A 666-nucleotide genomic window follows, 5' to 3' on the forward strand; every position below is an offset into this window, starting at 1 on the left:
TGTCACGACCGTCCTTGTCGCGACCGTCCTTGTCCCGGGCGGCTTCATCCTTGCCCCGGGCGTCGTCCTTGGTGACCTGCTGGGCGGTCGACCACTTCACGTCGGCGAGCCGGTGGGGACCCACGGCCCCGGTGGTCGCGTACGCCACACCGGCGAGGCTGACCGCTCCCGTCAGGCCCACGACGCCGGTGGCGAGCCAGACCCGGCGACGCCGGATCGGAGAGACCTTCTCACGGGTGACGTCATCGTTATTGCGAAGGTAGTTGGACATCGGAGCTCTCTGCCCTCTCCTTGTACCTGACAAGGTCGCTTCGCCACGGCGAGGCGGCCTTCGCTACAAATCGGTTGTAGCTGCTGAAGACCACCGTATGAGAACCTTCTTCGCCTCGTGCCCATATGCGAGAAAAACCCGCATAAGGGTGCGGGTGGGGCGGGGGGTAGCAAGGTGGAACCGCAGTGCAGCAGCGGTGTCAGGGTTGGCGAAGGGGGTCGCCGAGGGTGAAAAGCCGCCGCTCGCTGCCGGACGGCCCGTAGCGGCCAGGACCACGACGAATCGCTCCGGCGGTGACGCGGGGGGCAGGGGAGTCCCTTCCCGCCCTGGCGCGGCGGAAAGGGACTCCCTCGCTATGTGGTGGTTCAGTGGAAACAGTCGCCGACGGTGGTGGT

1 pseudogene is annotated in these 666 nt (G+C 67.0%); it reads right to left on the reverse strand.

The window, feature by feature from the left end:
- Positions 1-271, reverse strand: a pseudogene (locus tag ACL02O_RS34355) (hypothetical protein); the annotation flags it as partial.
- Between the last annotated feature and the right edge of the window lie 395 nt (positions 272-666).

Origin of the sequence: Micromonospora mangrovicola (assembly GCF_047200535.1) — a bacterium.
Taxonomy (GTDB): Bacteria; Actinomycetota; Actinomycetes; order Mycobacteriales; family Micromonosporaceae; genus Micromonospora.